This window comes from Enterobacter cloacae complex sp. FDA-CDC-AR_0164 (genome assembly GCF_003071645.1).
Lineage (GTDB): Bacteria > Pseudomonadota > Gammaproteobacteria > Enterobacterales > Enterobacteriaceae > Enterobacter > Enterobacter ludwigii.
Map to the genome: position 1 here is coordinate 4,190,216 of NZ_CP028950.1, position 15,050 is coordinate 4,205,265.

The window sequence follows — 15,050 nt, forward strand, 5'->3', positions numbered from 1 at the left end:
TTGCGCAACGGAATATTCCCTTGCGCAAATAGCTTTTTACCTCGTTTTGTTTTTATAATATGACGCACTTTAACCAGAAAAGAGTGCGACCATGATTGATACACGCCTGCCACTAACTGATATTCACCGCCATCTTGACGGTAACATTCGTGCCCAAACCATCCTCGATCTTGGCCGCCAGTACAATCTCACGCTCCCTGCACAAACGATTGAGACCCTAATCCCCCACGTTCAGGTCACCTCAAATGAACCGGATCTGGTCAGTTTCCTGAGCAAACTCGACTGGGGCGTGAAGATGCTGGCCTCGCTGGATGCCTGCCGCCGTGTTGCTTTCGAAAATATTGAAGATGCTGCCCGTAATGGCCTGCACTACGTTGAACTGCGCTTTTCGCCAGGCTATATGGCGATGACCCACAACCTGCCCGTTGCAGGCGTGGTTGAAGCGGTAATTGACGGCGTGCGCGAAGGGTGTAAAACCTTCGACGTTCAGGCTCGCCTGATTGGCATTATGAGCCGCACCTTCGGTGAAGCGGCCTGTCTGCAGGAGCTGGAAGGGTTACTGGCGCATCGTGATGCGATCGCTGCCGTTGACCTGGCGGGTGATGAACTCGGCTTCCCGGGCAGTTTGTTCCTTTCTCATTTCAACCGCGCGCGTGACGCCGGCTGGCACATTACCGTGCATGCCGGTGAAGCGGCAGGCCCTGAAAGCATCTGGCAGGCCATCCGTGAGCTGGGTGCAGAGCGTATCGGTCATGGTGTCAAAGCCGTTGAAGATCGCGCCCTGATGGATTTCCTTGCCGAGCAGCGTATTGGTATTGAATCGTGTCTGACGTCCAATATTCAGACCAGCACAGTGGCATCACTGGCGCATCACCCGCTGAAAACCTTCCTGGAGCACGGTGTTCTGGCCTCACTGAACACGGACGATCCGGCGGTACAGGGCGTGGATATTATTCATGAGTACACCATCGCTGCACCGCAGGCTGGCCTGAGTCAGGATCAGATCCGCCAGGCGCAGATTAACGGCCTGGACATCGCCTTCCTGACGCCAGCAGAGAAACAGGCGCTGCGGGATAAGGTCGCCCGCGGCTAAGCCCGTTGCCGGGTGGGCGCTTCGCCTTACCCGGCTTTGCCAGAATCACGCCAGACAGAGCGTTGCGCGGTGTTTGGCTGATTCAATCCCCAGTTCAATCAATTCCATAATCTGAATCGCCTGGCTGGCCGGAACCGGGTTATCCCCCGTCCCGTTTAGCGCATCACGGATAGCGGCATAATATGCCGGATAGTTACCCGGGATCGTCAGTAACGTTTCTTCAACCCTCTCCTCGCCTTCCACCCGCGTCACAACCCCGTCCCGCATGTCATAGCCCCAGTCTTCCTGCGGCAAACGCTCGCCGTTTTTCAGGCGTTCTTCCTGAGGATCGAGACCAAACTTCACATAGCTCCCGCGGGTACCGTGAAGGATATAACGCGCTGATTCGGCGGCTGCCACCATTGTCCCGTGCAGTACAATACGCCGCTGCGGGTAACTCAAGACGGCATGAAAGTAGTCAGTGGTTTGCGCTCCGGGTCTGAGCTGGGCCAGATCAACCGTCATGCTGACTGGCAGGCCAAACAAATTTACGGCCTGATCGAGAAGATGCGGCGCTAAATCGTACCAGATGCCGCTGCCCGGCCCGGCTTGCTCACGCCAGCGGTTTCGGACCTGAGGGCGGAACCGGTCAAAGTGCGATTCAAAAAAGAGGATTTCGCCCAGCGAACCTTCATTAAGGAGCGCTTTTACCGTCAGGAAATCACTGTCCCAGCGGCGGTTATGAAATACCGAAAGCACTCTTCCAAAACTTTTTGCCAGCGCATCCAGTTCGCGCGCCTGTGACAACGTCACCGTGAAAGGTTTATCGACAATAACGTGCTTACCGGCTTCCAGTGCGGCCTTTGCCAGCGGAAAATGCGTGTCATTGGGGGTGGGAATGACGATCAGATCAATATTAGGGTCGTTAAAAAGATGCTTAGGTTCAGAAACAACCGGCACGGAGGGCCAGTCGGCATGCACTTTCGTGGCATCGCTACTGGAAACTGCCGCCAGCGCCATGCCCGGCGTCCCGGCAATCAGAGGCGCATGAAAAGTCTTGCTCGCGTAACCGTAACCAATAAGCCCGACGCGGATGCTATCACTCATAATGTTGCCCTCTTTTATGACTATCTTATTTCACACTGGCTACTCTGACGTTCTTACAGATTAATCATGTGCCATATGACGTAAAATAGCAGGCTATGCCGGTTGTTTTTGTTACATAGATTTAACGTTCTGATTTTGTTTAGGGGAACCGTTCCCAAAGCACTTGCCGCGGGGGAAACGGCGCTGTAACATTTGCAACCTGTATTTATGGATAAATTACACGTACCAGTCATGACGTCAATTATTAATCGAATCATTGAATTAGCGGGATGGATTGTCCTTGGGGTATCGGTCATTTTGCTTGGTGTTGCCAGCCATATCGATAACTACCAGCCGCCGGAGCCTGTCACCGTCGCCCAACCTAAGTAACCGGTTACCGCAATAAAGAGTGACATAATATGTCAGTTACTTATTGCCAGCCCTGGTGAACACGGTTAACCTTCTCTTCCAGGCATCGTCTGATGCCTGTACTTTCAGCAAAGAAAACTCCTAATTTAGTCGCGTTATCTGAGTGGGCTGTTTACGTCTTTATTAATCCGTTTATTATTCGGACGAATTACCTTAACTGGTATTACTCACTTTTATATGGAAACTTATTAATATGACAGTTCAGGACTATTTATTAAAATTTCGCAAGATCAATTCGCTTGAGAGCCTGGAAAAACTGTTTGACCATCTGAACTACACGCTGTCGGATAATCAGGAAATCATCAATATGTATCGCGCCGCTGACCACCGCCGTGCGGAGCTGGTCTCCGGTGGCCGTTTGTTCAACGTCGGTGAAGTGCCTAAGTCTGTATGGCGCTACGTTTTATAAGAAAGTAGCCATCCGCGCGAAATGTTATATACTCTCCGCCCTGCAAACTGGCTGTACAACATTTCGCGCAGATTATGGGAGAGTTCATGACCGCAACGCCTGGAGAACGAATTGGAGGCTGGTTAATCGCCCCACTGGCATGGCTGCTGGTTGCCTTATTAAGCGCATCACTTGCGCTGCTGCTTTATACCACCGCACTGATTACACCTCATGCAATCCAGACCCTGATGTCGCAAAGTGTGCTTAATATTACGATGTGGTTTGTGTCGTTCGTTTTTGCGATCGGGATGTGGTACTACACGCTATGGCTGACCATTGCCTTCTTTAAGCGCCGTAAGGGTGTCCCTAAACACTACATTATCTGGCTGCTGATTTCGGTCCTGCTGGCGGTGAAAGCCTTTGCTTTTTCGCCAGTTTCTGATGCCCTGGCCGTTCGCCAGCTGCTTTTTCCGTTACTGGCTGCGGCGCTGCTGGTGCCCTATTTCAAGCGTTCGACGCGGGTGAAGAACACCTTTGTGAACTCGTAATAACCTTACAGATAACCTGTTGTCGCCTGCGGTGGTTTGTCCGATAATAGGCGGCTTTTTTATTTCAGGCTAAATAATGACCGATTACTTACTGCTCTTTGTCGGCACTGTGCTGGTTAACAACTTCGTCCTGGTGAAGTTCCTTGGCCTGTGTCCATTTATGGGGGTTTCCAAAAAGCTGGAAACTGCGATGGGCATGGGGCTGGCCACCACCTTCGTGATGACGATGGCGTCTATCTGCGCGTGGTTGATTGATAACTGGATCCTCATCCCGCTGGATTTAATCTATCTGCGTACGCTGTCCTTTATTCTGGTCATCGCGGTGGTAGTGCAATTCACAGAAATGGTGGTGCGTAAAACCAGCCCGGCTCTCTATCGCCTGCTGGGTATCTTCCTGCCGCTGATTACCACCAACTGTGCAGTACTTGGCGTGGCGCTGCTGAACATCAACCTTGGGCATAACTTCATGCAATCGGCGCTGTACGGTTTTTCTGCCGCCGTCGGTTTCTCTCTGGTGATGGTGCTGTTCGCCTCGATTCGCGAGCGCCTGGCAGCAGCGGATATCCCTGCGCCATTCCGCGGTAACGCGATCGCTCTGGTGACAGCAGGTTTAATGTCTCTGGCCTTTATGGGCTTTAGTGGTCTGGTGAAGTTGTAATGAGTACTGTCTGGATAGCCATCGCCTCTATCAGCGTGCTGGGGTTGGTGTTTGGCCTTATTCTGGGTTATGCCTCCCGCCGTTTCGCGGTAGAGGACGATCCTGTTGTAGAAAAAATCGATGAGCTTCTGCCGCAAAGCCAGTGCGGGCAGTGTGGCTATCCTGGCTGCCGCCCCTATGCCGAAGCGGTAGGCGTGCAGGGTGAAAAAATTAACCGCTGCGCACCCGGCGGTGAAGCGGTAATGCTGAAAATAGCCGCCCTGCTTAACGTTGATCCGCAACCTGTTGACGGCGATGAAGATGTGCAGGAGCCGGTTCGCGCCCTCGCCGTGATTGACGAAGCGAACTGCATCGGCTGCACAAAATGCATTCAGGCATGCCCTGTCGACGCCATCGTTGGCGCAACCCGTGCCATGCACACCGTCGTGGCGGATCTGTGCACCGGCTGTAACCTCTGCGTGGCACCCTGCCCGACGCAATGTATCGCGTTGCGCCCGGTTGAACCGACTACCGAAAGCTGGAAGTGGGATCTTCAAACCATTCCGGTTCGCATCATTCCTGTGGAACAACATGCTTAAGTTATTTTCTGCTTTCAGAAAAGAGAAGATTTGGGACTTTGACGGTGGTATCCATCCACCTGAAATGAAAACCCAGTCCAACGGCACGCCGCTGCGCCAAATTCCGCTGGCGTCCCGTTACGTCATGCCACTGAAACAGCATATCGGTGCTGAGGGTGAACTGTGCGTGAAAGAAGGCGATACCGTCCTTCGCGGCCAGCCGTTAACGTTCGGTCGCGGACGTATGCTGCCGGTCCACGCTCCGACGTCCGGTACAGTGGTGGCGATCGCCCCCCATACCGTTGCACACCCCTCTGCGCTCTCCGAGCTGAGCGTCATTATTGAAGCCGACGGAGAAGACCGCTGGATAGACCGTGACGGCTGGAGCGACTACCGCAACCGGAGCCGCGAAGCGCTTATCGAGCGTATTCATCAATTCGGCGTTGCCGGCCTGGGCGGCGCAGGGTTCCCTACCGGCGTCAAACTGCACGGCGGCGGCGATAAAATTCAGACCCTGATCATCAATGCAGCGGAATGTGAACCCTACATCACCGCCGACGATCGTCTGATGCAGGACTGCGCCGCGCAGGTCGTGGAAGGGATCCGCATTCTTGCCCATATTCTGCAGCCGCGCGAAGTGCTGATTGGCATTGAAGATAACAAGCCACAGGCTATTTCGATGCTGCGCGCCGTCCTCAACGGCAGCCACGATATCGGCCTGCGCGTTATCCCAACCAAGTACCCCTCTGGCGGCGCCAAACAGCTGACGCAAATTCTGACCGGCAAGCAGGTTCCGCATGGCGGACGCTCTTCGGACATCGGGGTGCTGATGCAAAACGTCGGGACAGCCTACGCCGTGAAACGTGCGGTGGTGGACGGTGAACCGCTGACCGAGCGCGTGGTTACGCTGACCGGTGAATCTGTCGCACGTCCGGGCAACGTCTGGGCGCGTCTGGGTACGCCGGTTCGTCATCTGCTGGAACAGGCTGATTTTTGCCCGGCCAGCGACCAGATGGTGATCATGGGTGGCCCGCTGATGGGCTTTACCCTGCCGTGGCTCGATGTCCCGGTAGTAAAAATCACAAACTGCCTGCTTGCCCCCTCCCCGACCGAAATGGGTGAAGAGCAGGAGGAGAAAGGCTGTATCCGCTGCAGCGCCTGTGCCGATGCCTGCCCGGCGGATTTACTTCCGCAACAGTTGTACTGGTACAGCAAAGGTCAGCTGCACGATAAAGCGCAGGCCCATAACCTGGCCGACTGCATCGAATGCGGTGCCTGCGCCTGGGTCTGCCCAAGTAACATTCCTCTGGTGCAGTACTTCCGCCAGGAGAAGGCCGAGATTTATGCCATCTCCATGGAAGAGAAACGCGCAGCCGAAGCGAAAGCGCGTTTTGAAGCGCGTCAGGCGCGTCTGGAACGTGAAAAACTGGCCCGTCAGGCGCGTCACAAACAGGCCGCAGTTCAGCCCGGCGAAAAAGACCAGGATGCGATTAATGCCGCACTGGCACGCGTGCGGGAGAAAAAAGCGACGGCAGCCCAGACCGTGGTGATCCCGGCCGGTGAAAAACCGGATAACAGCGAAGCGATTGCCGCCCGCGAAGCGCGTAAAGCGGCTGCGCGCGCCCGTCAGGCAGAAAAAGCACGGTCAGCCTCCTCTGACGCTGAGATCGATCCGCGTAAAGCCGCCGTTGAAGCCGCCATTGCCCGCGCCAAAGCCCGTAAGGCCGGCGAGCAAAACGTGGTAGTTGAACAAGAAGCGGAGGCCGTAGATCCCCGTAAAGCGGCTGTTGAAGCGGCGATCGCGCGCGCTAAAGCGCGCAAAGCAGCGGCGCAGACTGAAACCGCTACGCCTGAAGCCCCCGTCGACCCGCGTAAAGCGGCTGTCGAAGCCGCCATTGCCCGTGCCAAAGCGCGTAAAGCGGCGGCGCAGCCTGAAGCCGCTGAACCTGAAGCACCTGTCGACCCGCGTAAGGCGGCTGTTGAAGCCGCCATTGCCCGCGCCAAGGCCCGCAAAGCAGCACAGCAGGAAGAACAGCAACCGGCCGCAAACGACGACCCACGTAAAGCCGCAGTCGCCGCCGCCATTGCGCGCGTTCAGGCGAAGAAAGCCGCACAGCAAGCAGTTAACGAGGATTAAATGGTTTTCAGAATCGCAAGTTCCCCTTACACCCATAATCAGCGCCAGACATCACGCATCATGATGCTGGTGTGCCTGGCGGCGCTGCCGGGCATTGCCGTACAGTGCTGGTTTTTCGGCTGGGGAACGCTGTTCCAGATAGTGCTGGGCAGTGCCAGCGCCTTAGGGGCAGAAGCCCTGGTGCTTAAACTGCGTAAGCTGGCGGTTTCCCGCATACTTGCCGATAACTCAGCACTGCTGACTGGCCTGTTGCTGGCAATCAGTATTCCACCGTTTGCCCCGTGGTGGATGGTGGTGCTCGGTACGGTGTTTGCAGTCATTATTGCCAAACAGCTTTATGGTGGGCTGGGCCATAACCCGTTCAACCCGGCGATGATTGGCTACGTCGTACTGCTGATCTCCTTCCCGGTTCAGATGACCAGCTGGTTGCCGCCGCATGACATTGCCGCGACGGTACCCGGCTTTATGGATGCCCTGCACGTTATCTTTACCGGCCATACCGCGCTCGGTGCGGATATGGACGCGCTGCGTATGGGCGTGGATGGCATCAGCCAGGCCACACCACTCGATACGTTTAAAACCTCCCTGCATGCCGGGCACTCCGTCGATCAGATTATGAAATCTGCCATCTTCAGCGGCATGCTGGCGGGCGCGGGCTGGCAGTGGGTGAACCTTGCTTATTTGCTGGGCGGGCTGTTCCTGCTGCAGCAGAAAGCGATCCGCTGGCATATTCCGGTCAGCTTCCTCGTGACGCTGGCGGTCTGCGCCACACTGGGATGGGTGTTCTCGCCAGAATCGCTCGCCAGCCCACAGATGCATCTGCTCTCAGGGGCAACCATGCTGGGTGCGTTCTTTATCCTGACCGATCCGGTAACGGCATCTACCACGAACCGTGGCCGCCTGATCTTCGGTGCGCTGGCTGGCTTGCTGGTGTGGCTCATCCGCAGCTTTGGCGGTTACCCGGACGGTGTGGCATTCGCGGTTCTGCTTGCAAACATCACCGTTCCGCTCATCGACTACTACACGCGTCCGCGCGTGTACGGCCACCGTTAAGGGTTTCGCGATGCTGAAAACAATGCAAAAACACGGTGTCACGCTGGCCATTTTCGCCGCGGTCCTCACCGGACTGACGGCCCTGGTGAACAACCTGACCAAATCGACCATCGACGAACAGGCGGTGAAGCAGCAAAAAGCCCTGTTCGATCAGGTGATCCCCCCTGATTTCTACGATAATGACCTGCAGAAAAGTTGCTTCGTGGTCCAGGCACCTCAGTTAGGCAAAGGCCCGCACCGCGTCTTTATTGCCCGTAAGGGGGATAACGCGGTAGGCGCGGTAATGGAAGCGACGGCGCCCGATGGCTACTCCGGGGCGATTCAACTGCTGGTCGGCAGCGATTTCTCCGGTACCGTGTTGGGTACGCGCGTGACGGAACATCATGAGACGCCAGGCCTGGGGGATAAAATTGAAACCCGTCTGAGCGACTGGATTTTGCATTTTGCCGGAAAAGTGATCCACGGCGAAGCGGATCCTGCGTTTGCTGTGAAAAAGGATGGCGGCGAGTTTGACCAGTTCACGGGGGCAACCATTACCCCACGGGCCGTGGTCAATGCCGTAAAACGAGCCGGGCTGTATGCGGAAACGCTGCCCGCGCAGATGAACAATCTTCCGGCCTGTGAGGAGTAATCATGAGCCAGGTTAAAGAGGTTATCGTCCAGGGATTGTGGAAGAACAACTCCGCGCTGGTACAGCTGTTGGGGATGTGTCCGCTGCTGGCAGTGACATCCACCGCCACCAATGCGCTGGGTCTGGGGCTGGCAACCACGCTGGTTCTCACCCTGACCAACCTGTCCATCTCTGCCCTGCGCCGCTGGACGCCATTGGAAATCCGTATACCGATTTACGTCATGATCATCGCGTCGGTGGTGAGTATCGTCCAGATGCTGATTAACGCTTATGCGTTCGGTCTGTATCAGTCGCTCGGGATCTTTATTCCCCTCATCGTAACCAACTGTATTGTGGTGGGCCGCGCGGAAGCTTTTGCCGTGAAAAACAGCCCGGCGATGTCGGCTCTGGATGGTTTCTCTATTGGTATGGGGGCAACCGGTGCCATGTTCGTGCTCGGCTCAATGCGTGAGATCCTGGGTAACGGAACGCTGTTTGATGGCGCAGATGCACTGCTCGGCGGCTGGGCTAAAGCGCTGCGCATCGAAGTCTTCCACACCGATACGCCGTTCCTGCTGGCCATGCTGCCGCCAGGCGCGTTTATTGGCCTCGGCATGATGCTGGCGATAAAATACCTGATAGATGAAAAACGTAAGCGCCGCGCGGCTGAGCGCAGCGTACAGGAAGGGATACCCGAGAAGGCCTCATGAATAAAGAAAAGCGCATTGCGATCCTGACCCGTCTGCGGGATGAGAACCCACACCCGACGACGGAGCTGAATTTTAACTCCCCGTTCGAGCTGTTGATCGCCGTGCTGCTCTCTGCGCAAGCTACCGACGTGAGCGTTAATAAGGCGACCGCCCTGCTTTATCCGGTCGCCAACACGCCAAAGGCGATGCTGGAACTGGGCGTGGACGGGGTGAAGTCCTATATCAAAACTATCGGTCTGTTTAACAGCAAGGCTGAGAACGTGATCAAAACCTGCCGGATCCTGCTGGAACAGCACGGGGGTGAAGTGCCGGAAGATCGCGCCGCGCTGGAAGCATTACCCGGCGTGGGACGTAAGACTGCGAATGTGGTACTTAACACCGCGTTTGGCTGGCCGACTATCGCCGTTGATACCCATATTTTCCGCGTCTCTAACCGCACGAACTTCGCACCGGGCAAGAATGTCGAGCAGGTAGAAGAGAAACTGCTAAAAGTGGTTCCCGCCGAATTTAAGGTGGATTGCCATCACTGGCTCATTCTCCATGGCCGTTATACCTGTATTGCCCGTAAGCCTCGCTGTGGCTCCTGTATTATCGAAGATCTTTGCGAGTACAAAGAGAAAGTGTATCCCTGATATCTTCCACTTTTCGTTTTATGTCGCAACGGCAATTCCTTACCAAAAGAGGGTCTACCAGAAGACCTTCTTTTGACCATAATTTATCCGCCTTCATTACCGCTTCCCTTATCACTTGTTCGAGCCTTTAACGCTCAAACAGGTTAATACTTTTTTCATAGCCGAAAATTTCTATACATATGTGATCAAGATCACCCTGATAACTTCGTGTTGAATTTTTGTTGTTAAAAGCGGCGTAAACCCTTTGCCAGACAAGATCAAACTCATCATGAGCAACACATAAGACCAGCTATTTTTCAGAATATGGGCTATATCACTGCAATAAACCTCAAATAGCAGAACATATCGCCATTGAGGGCAAAATACGGGTGAATGCCAGTCAAAAAAACTCCCTTTAGAGATCGTATGAAATTTAACGCTGAATAACATTTGTATGAACCGCCGATTATAGCGGCCCAGTTATATGTAACAGATTATTACAAACGTATTGCCAGACGGTGCAGGATAGTGAACATTACCCGCCGTTTCTCCTCCCAATATAACTATAAGGCGGATGGACTACGGCCATCACGCGATGAACACCCCCGTTAATATGGGATGTAAAAAAAGAGGTATATGTGTCGACTGCAAACAATAAACCAACAGATGAAAGCGTAAGTCTTAACGCTTTTAAACAACCTAAAGCGTTCTATCTCATCTTCTCTATCGAGTTATGGGAGCGTTTTGGTTATTACGGCCTGCAAGGGATCATGGCGGTTTACCTGGTAAAACAGCTGGGTATGTCCGAAGCAGATTCCATTACGCTGTTCTCCTCTTTCAGTGCCCTCGTGTACGGTCTGGTCGCTATCGGCGGCTGGCTCGGTGATAAAGTCCTCGGGACTAAACGTGTCATTATGCTGGGTGCGATTGTCCTGGCCGTTGGCTATGCGCTGGTTGCATGGTCTGGTCACGATGCCGCTGTGGTGTATATGGGTATGGCGACTATCGCCGTCGGTAACGGTCTGTTCAAAGCGAACCCGTCTTCCCTGCTCTCTACCTGTTACAACAAAGATGACCCGCGTCTGGACGGTGCATTCACCATGTACTACATGTCCGTGAACATCGGTTCCTTCTTCTCCATGCTGGCAACCCCGTGGCTGGCCGCTAAATTCGGCTGGAGCGTTGCGTTCTCCCTGTCCGTTGTCGGTATGCTGATCACCGTGGTTAACTTTGCCTTCTGCAAACGCTGGGTTAAAGACTACGGCTCTAAACCTGACTTCGAACCGGTTCACATTGGCAAACTGCTGGCGACCATTGTCGGCGTGGTGATCCTCGCGGCAATCGCAACCTGGCTGCTGCATAACCAGGGCATCGCGCGTGCCGTTCTGGGTGTGGTTGCGCTGGGTATTGTGATCATCTTCGCGAAAGAAGCCTTCGCCATGCAGGGTGCCGCTCGTCGTAAGATGATTGTGGCCTTCATCCTGATGCTGGAAGCGATTATCTTCTTCGTTCTGTACAGCCAGATGCCAACGTCTCTGAACTTCTTCGCTATCCGTAACGTTGAACACTCAATCCTGGGTATCGCGTTCGAGCCGGAACAGTATCAGGCCCTGAACCCGTTCTGGATCATGATTGGTAGCCCGATTCTGGCTGCTATCTATAACAAGATGGGCGACCGTCTGCCGATGCCGCACAAATTTGCTATCGGTATGCTGCTGTGTTCTGGCGCATTCCTGGTACTGCCGCTGGGTACGAAATTTGCGACTGACGCCGGTATCGTCTCCGTTAACTGGCTGATCCTGAGCTATGCGCTGCAGTCTATCGGTGAACTGATGATCTCCGGTCTGGGCCTGGCGATGGTTGCACAACTGGTTCCTCAGCGTCTGATGGGCTTCATCATGGGTAGCTGGTTCCTGACCACTGCGGGTGCCGCTATCATCGCAGGTAAAATTGCAAACCTGATGGCCGTGCCGGATAACGTGACTGACCCACTGGTCTCTCTGAACGTCTACGGTACCGTGTTCATGCAGATTGGTATTGCTACTGCGGTTATCGCGGTTCTGATGATGCTGACTGCGCCGAAGCTGAATCGCATGACTCAGGACGACGACAAGACGGCGAAAGCGACCGAAACCGCTACCGCATAATGTCACTGAGAAACGACTGAACAGAAGCCGCTAATGTATTAGCGGCTTTTTTTTTACCCGTTCGCGCACTAACATAGCTGAAACCTCAGCAAAAAGGAGTTACCGATGAAACTGTTCTACAAACCGGGCGCGTGCTCTCTTGCTTCCCACATTACCCTGCGCGAGAGCGGCAAAGATTTCACGCTGGATGGCGTTGACCTGATGAAAAAACGCCTGGAAAACGGCGATGATTTTTTTGCTATTAACCCGAAGGGACAAGTTCCGGCTCTGCTGCTGGATGACGGTACCCTGCTGACCGAAGGCGTGGCGATTATGCAGTTCCTCGCCGATAGCGTGCCCGACAGGCAATTGCTGGCACCGGTAAGCACGGTTTCTCGCTACAAAACGCTGGAGTGGATGAACTACATTGCGACCGAGCTGCACAAAGGCTTTACGCCGCTGTTCCGTCCGGAGACGCCGGAAGAGTACAAACCGACCGTACGTGCTCAGCTGGAGAAAAAACTGCAGTACGTTAACGCATCGCTGAAAGACGATCAGTGGATTGGAGGCGCGCGTTTTACGATTGCTGATGCCTATCTGTTCACCGTGCTGCGCTGGGCGCGGGCCATTAAGCTCAACATGGACGGGCTGGACCACATTGCATCGTACATGGATCGCGTAGCCGCGCGTCCTGCGGTGGCTGCAGCGCTTAAAGCAGAAGGGTTGAACTGACCGGCGCACTGTATTGCCGGGTGGCGCTGTCGCTACCCGGCTGACAGGAACGTGAACCGTTATAACCGGGTCGCGCTGAAGTAATGCTCCGGTTTCGCGATACGATCCTGTGCCGCGACCACCTGCAGTTCATACTCCTGCATCTCTTTTGTCGCCTTCATGATTTCGTACACCGCAGCAGTCACATGCTCAAGCGCATCCCGCAGCGTGGCTCCCTGAAGTAATTTCACCAGCAGCAAACCGCTTGTCACATCACCGACACCCACCGGCTGACGCATGCCGAAGTCCACCAGCGGACGGCTGATATGCCAGGCTTCGTCTTTCGTCACCAGCAGCATCTCAAAACGGTCCCTGCTCAGCCCTGCGCGCGCGAGATGTTTCACCAGGACAATCTCCGGCCCCTGGGCTATTAGCTCGCGAGAGGCGCTTACCGCCTCTTCTACGCTATTCACCGGATGCTCGCAGAGAATTTCCAGCTCAATGAGGTTCGGCGCAATAATATCGCTGGCCGGCAGCGCGTGACGCACATGGAATTCAGCCACGCCGGGGGCCACGATACAGCCTTTCTCCGGATGCCCCATAACAGGATCACAAAAGTATTTCGCCGCCGGGTTTGCCGCTTTCACCTGGCGGACAATGCCCAGGATATGCTCTCCCTGCTCTGCCGAACCGAGATATCCGCTCAGTATCGCATCACAGCGTTTTAGCTGATCGATATTGGCAATGCCCTGCACAATGTCGGTGAGGTGCGAGGGCGGCATCACGCAGCCGGTCCATTGACCGTATTGTGTATGGTTTGAGAACTGCACGGTATTGAGGGGCCAGACGTTGGCACCGAGGCGGCGCATCGGAAATTCCGCGGCGCTGTTGCCAGCATGCCCAAAGACAACGTGGGACTGAATGGCGAGGATGTTCTTCATTTTTACTTACCAAACCCTGAAAAAACAAAAGGGGCGTGGTTTCCCACGCCCCTGGATACTTTTAATTATTTCCAGCAGACCAGACAGTAGTTTTTCTTACCGCGACGCAGAAGCGTGTAGCGGCCATACAGACGATCGCTGTCAGCGAAGGTGTATTCCGGGTCGGCCTGTTTTTCACCGTTAATGGTGATAGCGTTCGAGGCGATGGTTTTACGCGCCTGACCGCGGGATGGCTGCAGCTCGGAGTCCACCAGCGCCTGCATCAGGTCGGCACCTTTTTCCATCTCAACCATCGGCACGCCATCCTGCGCCAGCTGTTCGAAGTCCGCTTCGCTCAGATCGCTCAGCGTCCCGTTGAACAGGCTTGCAGTAATACGTTTTGCCGCGGCCAGACCTTCTTCACCGTGAACCAGTTTGGTCACTTCATCAGCCAGTACGTACTGAGCGCGTGGCGCTTTACCGCTGGTTTTGTCTTCTTCTTCCAGAGCATTGATCGCCTCAATGTCCATAAAGGTGAAGAACTTCAGGAAGCGATAAACATCGGCATCCGCCGTGTTAATCCAGAACTGGTAGAATTTGTACGGGCTGGTTTTCTTCGGATCAAGCCATACCGCGCCGCCTTCGGTTTTGCCAAATTTGGTGCCGTCGGCTTTGGTGATCAGTGGAACGGTCAGACCGAAGACCTGGTTCTGGTGCAGACGACGCGTCAGATCGATACCCGACGTGATGTTGCCCCACTGGTCAGAGCCGCCAATCTGCAGGCAGACGCCGTGCAGTTTATTCAGGCAGGCAAAGTCATAACCCTGCAGCAGGTTGTAGGAGAACTCGGTAAAGGAGATGCCCTGGTCGTCACGGTTCAGACGCTGCTTCACCGCTTCTTTGTTAATCATCTGGTTAACGGAGAAGTGTTTGCCAATGTCGCGCAGGAAGGTCAGCACGTTCATGCCGCCAAACCAGTCATAGTTGTTGGCCGCAATCGCAGAGTTGTCACCGCAGTTAAAGTCGAGGAAAGGCGCAACCTGTTTGCGGATCTTATCCACCCACTCCTGCACAGTGTCTTCGGTGTTCAGTTTACGCTCGGCAGCTTTAAAGCTTGGGTCGCCAATCAGACCGGTCGCGCCGCCAACCAGTGCGACCGGCTTGTGGCCCGCCATCTGGAAGCGTTTCAGGCATAACAATGGAACAAGATGCCCCAAATGCAAGCTGTCAGCGGTAGGATCGAAGCCGCAATAGAGCGCGATCGGGCCTTGCGCCAGTCGCTCTGCTAACGCTTCCTCGTCCGTCACCTGAGCCACAAGGCCCCGCTCTTGCAATTGTTTAATCAAGTTACTGCTTGCCATCAAATTCTCCATGTATAAACGACTGCACCTTTGCCGGTACACGACTTTTCGCCTGATGCGAAAGGTACATAGA

Annotated in this window: 16 protein-coding genes; 13 read left to right on the forward strand and 3 right to left on the reverse strand. The window is 54.8% G+C overall.

The window, feature by feature from the left end:
- Positions 1-91: 91 nt before the first annotated feature.
- The gene (gene add, locus AM410_RS20620; RefSeq protein WP_073396654.1) at positions 92-1,093 is read left to right on the forward strand and encodes an adenosine deaminase; all 1,002 of its coding nucleotides are present in this window, start codon (positions 92-94) and stop codon (positions 1,091-1,093) included.
- Between the two features lie 45 nt (positions 1,094-1,138).
- Here add and AM410_RS20625 read toward each other — a convergent pair whose 3' ends face one another.
- Positions 1,139-2,179 carry an oxidoreductase gene (locus AM410_RS20625; RefSeq protein ID WP_073396653.1) on the reverse strand — a complete coding sequence of 347 codons (1,041 nt, stop codon included), beginning with the start codon at positions 2,177-2,179 and terminating at the stop codon, positions 1,139-1,141.
- A gap of 243 nt (positions 2,180-2,422) precedes the next feature.
- On the opposite strand from AM410_RS20625, the gene blr reads away from it, so the two are divergent.
- The 12 genes from blr (at position 2,423) to gstA (ending at position 12,717) form a co-directional block, all read left to right on the forward strand.
- Positions 2,423-2,548: a division septum protein Blr gene (gene blr / locus AM410_RS20630; protein WP_168112406.1), complete on the forward strand. Its 126-nt coding sequence runs from the start codon at positions 2,423-2,425 to the stop codon at positions 2,546-2,548.
- Positions 2,549-2,780: 232 nt separating this feature from the next.
- A complete protein-coding gene (ydgT, locus tag AM410_RS20635; protein WP_006174966.1) occupies positions 2,781-2,996 on the forward strand; it encodes a transcription modulator YdgT in 216 nt (71 codons plus the stop codon).
- 86 nt (positions 2,997-3,082) lie between these two features.
- Entirely contained in the window at positions 3,083-3,523 is a 441-nt protein-coding gene (locus AM410_RS20640; RefSeq protein ID WP_073396651.1) for a DUF2569 domain-containing protein, read from the forward strand.
- 76 nt (positions 3,524-3,599) lie between these two features.
- The gene (gene rsxA, locus AM410_RS20645) at positions 3,600-4,181 is read left to right on the forward strand and encodes an electron transport complex subunit RsxA (protein ID WP_014169803.1); all 582 of its coding nucleotides are present in this window, start codon (positions 3,600-3,602) and stop codon (positions 4,179-4,181) included.
- On the forward strand, positions 4,181-4,759 hold the full coding sequence (gene rsxB, locus AM410_RS20650; protein WP_032678028.1) for an electron transport complex subunit RsxB: 579 nt from the start codon (positions 4,181-4,183) through the stop codon (positions 4,757-4,759). The genes rsxA and rsxB overlap by 1 nt, the downstream gene beginning before the upstream one ends.
- Complete coding sequence (gene rsxC, locus AM410_RS20655; RefSeq protein ID WP_073396649.1) at positions 4,752-6,875, forward strand: electron transport complex subunit RsxC; 2,124 nt, start codon at positions 4,752-4,754, stop codon at positions 6,873-6,875. The genes rsxB and rsxC overlap by 8 nt, the downstream gene beginning before the upstream one ends.
- On the forward strand, positions 6,876-7,928 hold the full coding sequence (gene rsxD, locus AM410_RS20660; protein ID WP_073396648.1) for an electron transport complex subunit RsxD: 1,053 nt from the start codon (positions 6,876-6,878) through the stop codon (positions 7,926-7,928).
- A 10-nt stretch (positions 7,929-7,938) separates the two neighbouring features.
- Positions 7,939-8,559, forward strand: coding sequence for an electron transport complex subunit RsxG (gene rsxG / locus AM410_RS20665; protein ID WP_020884325.1), 621 nt, complete (start codon positions 7,939-7,941; stop codon positions 8,557-8,559).
- Positions 8,560-8,561: 2 nt separating this feature from the next.
- On the forward strand, positions 8,562-9,248 hold the full coding sequence (locus AM410_RS20670; RefSeq protein WP_108648393.1) for an electron transport complex subunit E: 687 nt from the start codon (positions 8,562-8,564) through the stop codon (positions 9,246-9,248).
- Entirely contained in the window at positions 9,245-9,880 is a 636-nt protein-coding gene (gene nth, locus AM410_RS20675; protein WP_014169797.1) for an endonuclease III, read from the forward strand. Before AM410_RS20670 ends, nth begins: the two co-directional genes overlap by 4 nt.
- Positions 9,881-10,497: 617 nt before the next feature.
- Positions 10,498-12,006 carry a dipeptide/tripeptide permease DtpA gene (gene dtpA, locus AM410_RS20680; protein WP_014169796.1) on the forward strand — a complete coding sequence of 503 codons (1,509 nt, stop codon included), beginning with the start codon at positions 10,498-10,500 and terminating at the stop codon, positions 12,004-12,006.
- A gap of 105 nt (positions 12,007-12,111) precedes the next feature.
- Positions 12,112-12,717 carry a glutathione transferase GstA gene (gene gstA, locus AM410_RS20685; RefSeq protein WP_014169795.1) on the forward strand — a complete coding sequence of 202 codons (606 nt, stop codon included), beginning with the start codon at positions 12,112-12,114 and terminating at the stop codon, positions 12,715-12,717.
- A 59-nt stretch (positions 12,718-12,776) separates the two neighbouring features.
- On the opposite strand, the gene pdxY is transcribed toward gstA, so the two are convergent.
- Both pdxY and tyrS read right to left on the reverse strand, forming a co-directional pair.
- Positions 12,777-13,637 (reverse strand): pyridoxal kinase PdxY, encoded by an 861-nt coding sequence (gene pdxY / locus AM410_RS20690; RefSeq protein ID WP_014169794.1) that lies wholly within the window; start codon positions 13,635-13,637, stop codon positions 12,777-12,779.
- 65 nt (positions 13,638-13,702) lie between these two features.
- On the reverse strand, positions 13,703-14,977 hold the full coding sequence (gene tyrS, locus AM410_RS20695; protein WP_025204348.1) for a tyrosine--tRNA ligase: 1,275 nt from the start codon (positions 14,975-14,977) through the stop codon (positions 13,703-13,705).
- Positions 14,978-15,050 lie beyond the last annotated feature (73 nt).